Source organism: Bacillus sp. S4 (genome assembly GCF_040838205.1).
Classification (GTDB): Bacteria; Bacillota; Bacilli; order Bacillales; family Bacillaceae_G; genus Bacillus_A; species Bacillus_A cereus_U.
Window position 1 is genome coordinate 1 of record NZ_JBFPJI010000141.1, and the last position, 8,431, is coordinate 8,431.

Here is an 8,431-nt window from a genome sequence, read left to right on the forward strand (position 1 = left end):
ACATTAAATGAAGTTCATAAACCTTTAGAGCGTGATAAAAATAATAAACAAGAAGAAAAAATCAATAAATCCGAGCCTGTTTCCATCCTATTATTAGGAGCGGATGAACGCGGTGAAGATAAAGGACGTTCTGATTCCTTAATGGTTATTACTTTAAATCCTAAAAATAATTCAATGAAAACAGTAAGTATCCCTCGTGATACATATACAGAAATCGTTGGAAAAGGGAAAAGTGATAAGATTAACCATGCGTATGCATTTGGTGGCGTAGATATGTCTGTAGCGACAGTAGAAAAATTCTTAAATATCCCTATCAATTACTATGTTGAAGTGAACATGGAAGGATTTAAAGATATCGTAGATGCGGTTGGCGGTGTTGATGTAAATAATGATTTGGAATTTTCTCTTGGGGAACACCATTTCCAAAAAGGGAATATTCATTTAACAGGTGACCAAGCACTAGCATTTACACGTATGCGTAAAGAAGACCCTCGCGGTGATTTCGGTCGTCAAATGCGTCAACGTCAAGTGATGCAAGCTGTTATTAAGAAAGGCGCAAGCTTCTCTTCTTTATCGAGCTATGGAGATGTACTTACAGCGATTCAAAAGAACGTGAAAACAAACTTAACGCAAGATCAAATGTTTGATATGCAAATGAATTATAAAAATTGTCTGCAGAACAGTGAGGATATTCAAATCCCAGGTGACGGCCACAAGGCCGCTGACGGTATTTGGTACTACTATGTTCCAGATGCCGCAAAACAAGATTTAACGAATAAGTTAAAAGCACATCTTGAATTGGCTAAGTAATATGTAATGAACCCAACTCCTTTGGAAGGAGTTGGGTTTATTTTTGCGTAGGTTTATATTAGTATTATATATTGTGAGATTAATAGATGAGGTGAATCGATGAATAAGAAAGCAGTACTTGTCCTACTTATTTTTGTATTGTTTATTGCTTCGGTTGTGAGCGGTAAACTATATTGGAATAAGAAAATTGCGAATGCAACAGGGCAAACGAGTGAAGTAACGAAAACAAAGGCTGAAGTGAAAGATAGCGGAGCGAAGAAAGAAGAGAAAAAACAAGATGCAAAGGCATCTTTTAATGAAGCGTACGCAAAGAACTTGCCAGATGCAGTGAAAGAGAAGTTAAAGAAAGCTGCTGCGGATAAAAAGGCTGTAAATCTTGTTATTGTTGGTGATGAAGCTTCTTCATCTGAAAAAGATGCTTGGGTAGCTAAGTTCACTGCTAATTTAGAGGCTTCTTACGGTAAAGGTTTATGGAATGTGACGGTAAAGGAATATAAGGGTGAAAGTACAGAGGAATTAATCACGAATAAACGCGATAAAGAGATTGCGAAAGAAAATCCAGATGTAATTTTATTTGAGCCACCATTTATTACTGATAATAGTAAAACTGGTAATGGAAATTCTGTTGTGAATACACAGAAGTTTGTTCAAGCACTGTCTACTAGTGCAAAGGGCGCTACAATTATGATTCAACCACCAAACCCAGTGTATGGTGCGAAGAATTATCCGAAATCGATTGAAGCGTTAAAACAATTTGCGACGCAAAATGGTTATACATATGTTGATCATTGGGGAGCGTGGCCTGATGCAACAACGAAAGCAATTTTACCGTACTTACAAGAGGAGTTCGGTTTCCCAAGTGCTAAAGGGCATGAAGTTTGGGCACAATATGTAACGGATTATTTTGTGGCTAAGTAATGAAAGGTACACAAAAGGTATACGAGCAATCGTATACCTTTTATAATAAGAAAGTGAGTAAGTAAGAAATCCTAATATATGTAGGAGGAAGACAATGAATTCAATTCTAATCTGTGGCGGAGCGGGCTATATCGGTTCTCACGCTGTTAAAAAACTAGTTGATGAAGGTTTATCTGTAGTTGTAGTAGATAATTTACAAACTGGTCATGAAGATGCGATTACGGAAGGTGCGAAGTTTTATAATGGTGACCTTCGTGATAAAGCATTTTTAAGAGATGTTTTTAAACAAGAAAATATTGAGGCGGTTATGCATTTTGCAGCTGATTCTTTAGTTGGAGTTAGTATGGAGAAGCCTCTTCAATATTATAATAATAATGTGTATGGTGCACTTTGCTTGCTAGAAGTAATGGATGAGTTTAAGGTAGATAAGTTTATTTTCTCTTCTACTGCGGCAACGTATGGTGAGGTAGATGTAGACCTTATTACTGAGGAAACGATGACAAATCCGACGAATACGTACGGAGAGACGAAGTTAGCGATTGAGAAGATGCTTCATTGGTATAGCCAAGCCTCTAATTTAAGATATAAGATTTTCAGATACTTTAATGTGGCTGGTGCAACTCCAAGTGGTATTATTGGGGAAGATCACCGTCCAGAGACACATTTAATTCCTCTTGTTTTACAAGTGGCGTTAGGTCAACGTGAGAAGATTATGATGTTTGGTGATGATTATAATACACCAGATGGTACTTGTATCCGTGATTATATTCATGTTGAAGATTTAGTGGCAGCTCATTTCTTAGGACTTAAAGACCTACAAAATGGTGGAGAGAGTGATTTCTACAACTTAGGAAATGGTAATGGCTTCAGTGTAAAAGAAATCGTTGATGCAGTTCGTGAAGTTACGAATCATGAGATTCCTGCTGAGATAGCGCCACGAAGAGCAGGAGATCCGGCGCGCTTAGTAGCTTCTTCTCAAAAGGCGAAAGAGAAGTTAGGATGGAATCCTGAGTATGTAAATGTGAAGACAATTATCGAGCATGCGTGGGATTGGCATCAGAAACAACCGAATGGGTATGCTAAATAAAATATAATAAGTGAAAGAGAGGGTACTGTCGTTCAACATATGTTCGACAATACCCTCTCTTTTTTTGTCTTATTTTTGCTATACTAAACTGTACTATAATACAGGATGGAAGGAGGAGAATGATGAAAATACTTGTAGTAGATGATGAATCGAGTATTCGTAATTTGATACGGATGCAGTTAGAGATGGAAGGGTATGAAGTATTGACGGCGGCTGATGGGAGAGAAGCTTTAGAGAGATGGAATGAGCAGCCGGATGTACTTATTTTAGATGTGATGCTTCCTGATACGGATGGGTATGAGTTGTTACGTTTATTCAGAGAGAAGGAGCGTGATATTCCGGTGCTTATGCTGACAGCGAAGAGTCAGATGAATGATAAGTTACTTGGTCTTCAGCTTGGAGCTGATGATTATGTGACGAAGCCTTTTAATTATGCGGAGCTTATTCTTCGGGTGAAGAATATGGCGCGGCGCGTGAAGAAGAAGGAGGTTCCTTTAAATCATGAGGTGATTGGGGCTGGTGATTTACTTATTTGTCCAAAGGAAAGAAAGCTTCATGTGAGTGGGCAGGAGATTCAGTTAACGTACCGAGAGTTTAATTTATGTCAGTTGTTTGTTTCGAATCCGCAGCGTGTGTTCATGAGAGATGAGTTGCTTGAGAAGGTATGGGGGTTTGAGTATATCGGAAATACGAGAGCAGTTGATATTATGGTGCAGAGACTGCGAAAGAAGCTCGGTGCGAGCGGAGAGTATATTAAGACAATTTATGGTGTTGGGTATAAGCTTGATTGCTAAAAGGTGATGATATGTCTTTAAAACGAAATATGGTGTTTGGGATAGTTGGATTGTTGATTCCAATTCTTGTTCTTTTGTATGCGGTTGTTTATATTGCACTGGAGAAGAATGTGTATCATAATGCGGCAGATTCCTTAGAAAAGTTAAGTGTGGAAGCGCAAATTTATACGATGAATTATTTAGAGAAGGAAGCAGAAGTGGAGACGCTAGGTCCTAATTCGCTTTTAATTGCTTCGTATTTAGCGAAGCGAATGGATGTCCGGGTGCAGATGATTGGGAAGAATGGAGATGTTGTTGCAGATACACAAAAAGGAGCGTTACTTCATCGGAATATTGACATTGGGAGTTCTTTGAAGGGAAAGAAATCGTATGTTTTCGAGGAGGGAGATCCAGCTCCAATTCTTTTGTTTTCAAGTCCGGTTTATTATGGAAACGATGTCATTGGGAGTATTCGTTTTATAAATGAGTTAACGGATGAGAAGGAAGTTTTAACAAATGTAAGTTGGACGTTTTTAATGACGTCTCTTTGTTTAGTAGCTGCTGGTATTTTCTTTGCGATTCGTTTGGCGAAGTCTCTTCATAAACCAATTGATCAGTTAAGGCAAATGGCGCATCGGCTTGCGAATGGAGATTATGGAAGTAAGATTGAGCTAAATGAGTATGTCGAGATTGCGCAACTTTCAGCGTCCTTTAATGCGATGGCTGATGGGATTGAGCTGCATATTAAGCAGCTGAAGGAAGAGAAAGAGAAACAGAAAGATTTCTTGGACCGCATTACGCATGAGCTGAAAACACCGCTTACGGCAATTATCGGTTATGTAGATTTAATTCCGAAGTTACAGTCGAAGGAAGATGTGCAGGAGAGCCTCCGTTATGTGGCTGTAGAGAGTGAGCGTCTATTATCACTTGTAGAGGAATTACTTAAGTCTTCAAAGTACGGGAAGAGTACGTTTGAAGTGTCACCTACAGTCGTGAATATAAAAGAATTGGCAGAAGAAGCAATTTCGATTGTGAAACCTAGATTGCAGCAGTTTGAAATTGAAGTTATGAATGAGTTAACGGAAGTACACGTTGTTGCGGATTTTGATAAGACGAAGCAAATTTTCTTGAATGTGCTTGATAATGCGATTAAATATAGTGATGCTACGCAAGTTCGTATGAATGTAATTATAAATGAGCAGGAAGCAAAGGTTTTTGTTCATGATGATGGTATTGGTATGGACGAAGGTGTGCTTGCAGAATGGAATGAGTCCCCGGAAGGTAAGGTGCTTCCTTCTAGTTACGGGAATGGCTATGGCTTATACATTTGTCAGGAGATTATGAAGAAGCAAGGCGGAAGTATGCGAATTGAGAGTAGTGAAGAGATGGGAACTACAATATGTATTACATTTTTACTTCCGAGACGGATGGAAGACATAAAAAACTTGAAAGCGGTTAAATGATACATTTATGAAACAATTATGCGGTATTTTCGAAACAACGTTTTTTTATCTTGGAGGTAGGCAGAAATGAAAAGGCTATCATTTCAAATTCTTGTGTTTGTCTTTTGTATGATCGTTTCTCTTATTTTGTTTTATGTTATTGAGAAGCAAATATATAATCGAATCACAATTGTGGATGACAAACAAGCCGTTTTACAAAGAGTGAATGAATCCCTTCCTACTGAAGTGAAAGTAAGGCATGAGAAGTGGGGAGAAATTGTTGTAACGGATGAAGTTCGGTTGCATACGATTGTTTCATTCTTTGACCGAATTCGAATAGAGCCGAGAGAAGCTAAGAATCAAGAACAAGTATTTACTGGAGAAGTAACGTACTTGAATGGACATAAACGTACTTTTGCAGTAGGTGACTTGTTCCAGTATGAGGCTAATGTATACGGAAAGAATGGCACGGATCCGATGATCTCAGCATTTCAAACGTATTTGTTAAGTCTGTATTATACACCAGAGCGCATTAGTAATTTCTTTGCGGAGGCAAAGGAAGTTGTAGTGAGGCAAGGGGATGTAATACGTACTATAGATCTTACGCAAATATTTGATTCTATTCGATACGCAAAGCAAATTACAGATTACGGAGAAATTCAGAAATTATTACAATCACAGAATGAGCCGATTGCTTATATTACTGCCTATAAAACAGGCAAACGTGTAAAGAATGAGCGGGAGGATATTCTAACTATTTCTGTGTATCCATCGTACTTTGTTGTGCAATATCTCGGTGATAATAACGGGAATGTCATGTATATGAAGGGCTCCCTAGCAGAGTTATTTGTAAAGGAGAGTGTGTCATGAGAAAGATAGCCTTTTTCTTCTTTTTGCTAGTAATCGGAGGAGCGATGTCTAGTTGCTCTCGAGATACAACCTCTATTAAATATAATAAAAGTGGTCTCCCTATTTTGGATGATCGTCATCTCGTTGCGTATGTAGCGGCCCGCGAGGAAGTTGGTGAAGCTTTGCTTTCGTCATTTTGTAAACAACGCGGGTGTACATATGAATTTATTCGTCTATCGACAGAAGAACTTCTTCGGAGAGTAGAAGAGGAAGCTGGAAATCCGAAGGCGGATATTATTATTGGCGGTACAGTAGATGCGCATCAAATGATGAAGCAAAAGAACCTTTCTATTCCTGTTACGACCCAGCATGCGAATCGTATTTCAAAGACTGTTAAAGATAAAGATGGTTATTGGTACGGTTATGAAGTGGAGAAACTGGCAATCGCGATTAATAAAGAGCGGTGGAATGAAGAAATAGCGCCGCTCGGTCTTCCCTATCCATCAAGGTGGCAAGATTTATTAGATCCGGTATATACGGGTAAGATTGCAATGCCTGATCCAAATGTTTCCGGCACAGCATATACTTTGTTTCAAGCACTTATTGATACTTTAGGTGAAGAAGAAGCGAAAGAGTATGTTAAGAATCTTGCAAGGCAAGTTGGTGAAGTAACGGTGAATGGTTATATGCCCGCAGAACTGGTTGCGAGCGGTGAATATATGATAGGCATCAATTTTGCGGGAGATCAGAGAATGCTTCAGAAACAAGGCTTTCCTATTGTAAGTAATGAACCTGAGCAAACAGGATTATCTGTTAATGCGATTTCGAAACTGAAGCGTGCACCGAGTGGTTTTATAGCGGACTTATTTATTGATTATTGTTTATCAGAAGAAGCGGGGCACATTTTAGAAAAAGTTTCGTTTGGCGTACCAACGATGTTTGCGAAGAATCAGAAAGAGATAGAAGGTCAGCCGGTTAGAAGGACGAACAAAAATATATCAAATAGTGGAATAATCGAGATATGGAATAGACAGCGTCTCTCTCAGCAGTGAGAAAAGGAGACGAAAGAATATGTTTAAATGGCTTAAGCCAGCACCTGCAATTGAGAGATTGCCGGCGGATATGATTGACAGGGTATACAAATTATTACGTATTCGTGTGCTAATGGGAATTTCAGTTGGGTATGCTGCTTATTATTTAGTTCGTAGTAACTTTAATTTATCTACTACGTATTTAGTAGACGAGTACGGATTTAGCACTACACAAATCGGGTTATTAGGTGCAGTAATGGCTGTTGTTTATGGACTTAGTAAATTCTTTATGGGGAATTTATCGGATAAGGCTTTTGCTCAACGATTTATTGCAGTAGGTTTATTTTTATCTGGGCTTGTTAATATTTGTTTCGGTTTTGCATCTTCCTTTGGGATGATTTTAACATTACTTGTTCTAAACGGTATTGTACAAGGTATGGGAGCGCCACCTTGTAGTATTGTTATGACGAAATGGTTTTCAAAGAAAGAACGTGGTACGAAAACAGGTCTTTGGAATATTTCACATAACGTTGGTGGATTACTTGTTCCGCCATTCATTGGAATTGGTGTAGGTATTTTTGGTGAAAGTCATTGGCAGGGCGGGGTATTTATTTTCCCAGCGATTATCGTTATGGTAATTGCAGTTCTAGTATGGATTAATGCGAAGGATACACCAGAATCTGAAGGTCTTCCGCCAATTGATGAGTATCGTAATGACTATGAAGATCTTGAAAAAGCAGATAATGCTAACAAGATGTCACCAAAAGAAATTTTAATGAAATATGTAGTGACAAATAAGTTCGTTTGGTATTTATGTATTGCCAATGCATTTGTTTACTTAATTCGCTTCGGTGTTATTAACTGGGTACCAATTTACTTAACAACAGTTAAAGGTTTTACAAAAACAGAAGCGCATGCAGCGTATTCAATATTTGAGGCAGCAGCGATTCCAAGTTCTTTAATTGTCGGCTTTTTAAGTGATAAATTATTCAAAGGGAAACGTATGCCATTATGTGTTATTAGTATGGCTGGGGTTGTTGTTGGTACGGTTGTATATTGGCAAGCAACTAGCATACTTGTTGTGAGTATTGCAGTTTCTGTTATCGGTTGTTTAATTTATGTACCACAGTTTTTAATTGGTTTAAGTGCAATGGAATTAGTACCGAAATTTGCAGTAGGTACAACAGTTGGTATGTGTGGTCTGTTTGGTTATGTTGGAGGAAGCTTCGTAGCAAACGCAGCAATTGGTATTATTGTTGATCGTTCTGGCTGGGATGGTTGTTTCATGTTACTGTTAGCAGGCGGTGTTTTATCAACAATTTTCTTACTGATTGTTCAAATGGGACATGAGAGAAAAGGTCCTAAAGTGGCGTAATAGTTTATTCGGGAAAGCGATCCAATTATTATTTTGGATCGCTTTTTTTATATAAGGAAACCTTTCCTTAAAACTATCTTAAAAGATAGGATGTCATATTTCTAATCATTGGTATTTTTGTTACAATATAAATGATTGTGTAAAAC

The 8,431-nt window shown here is 38.2% G+C and carries 8 protein-coding genes; all 8 read left to right on the forward strand.

Annotation, left to right across the window (positions count from 1 at the left end):
• Positions 1 to 810, forward strand: an 810-nt coding sequence (gene tagU, locus AB3X48_RS14020; protein ID WP_367959686.1) for a polyisoprenyl-teichoic acid--peptidoglycan teichoic acid transferase TagU, incomplete at its 5' end; no start/stop codon positions are given.
• A gap of 99 nt (positions 811 to 909) precedes the next feature.
• Entirely contained in the window at positions 910 to 1,728 is an 819-nt protein-coding gene (locus AB3X48_RS14025) for an SGNH/GDSL hydrolase family protein (RefSeq protein ID WP_367959687.1), read from the forward strand.
• Positions 1,729 to 1,822: 94 nt separating this feature from the next.
• The gene (gene galE, locus AB3X48_RS14030) at positions 1,823 to 2,815 is read left to right on the forward strand and encodes a UDP-glucose 4-epimerase GalE (RefSeq protein WP_002159813.1); all 993 of its coding nucleotides are present in this window, start codon (positions 1,823 to 1,825) and stop codon (positions 2,813 to 2,815) included.
• A gap of 122 nt (positions 2,816 to 2,937) precedes the next feature.
• Positions 2,938 to 3,609: a response regulator transcription factor gene (locus AB3X48_RS14035; RefSeq protein ID WP_002166430.1), complete on the forward strand. Its 672-nt coding sequence runs from the start codon at positions 2,938 to 2,940 to the stop codon at positions 3,607 to 3,609.
• A gap of 11 nt (positions 3,610 to 3,620) precedes the next feature.
• Entirely contained in the window at positions 3,621 to 5,051 is a 1,431-nt protein-coding gene (locus AB3X48_RS14040) for a HAMP domain-containing sensor histidine kinase (RefSeq protein WP_367959688.1), read from the forward strand.
• 66 nt (positions 5,052 to 5,117) lie between these two features.
• Entirely contained in the window at positions 5,118 to 5,900 is a 783-nt protein-coding gene (locus AB3X48_RS14045; RefSeq protein ID WP_002112966.1) for a DUF3919 family protein, read from the forward strand.
• Positions 5,897 to 6,931: an ABC transporter substrate-binding protein gene (locus AB3X48_RS14050; protein WP_033716010.1), complete on the forward strand. Its 1,035-nt coding sequence runs from the start codon at positions 5,897 to 5,899 to the stop codon at positions 6,929 to 6,931. Before AB3X48_RS14045 ends, AB3X48_RS14050 begins: the two co-directional genes overlap by 4 nt.
• 19 nt (positions 6,932 to 6,950) lie before the next feature.
• Positions 6,951 to 8,285 (forward strand): MFS transporter, encoded by a 1,335-nt coding sequence (locus tag AB3X48_RS14055; RefSeq protein WP_002034819.1) that lies wholly within the window; start codon positions 6,951 to 6,953, stop codon positions 8,283 to 8,285.
• The last annotated feature ends 146 nt before the right edge of the window (positions 8,286 to 8,431 follow it).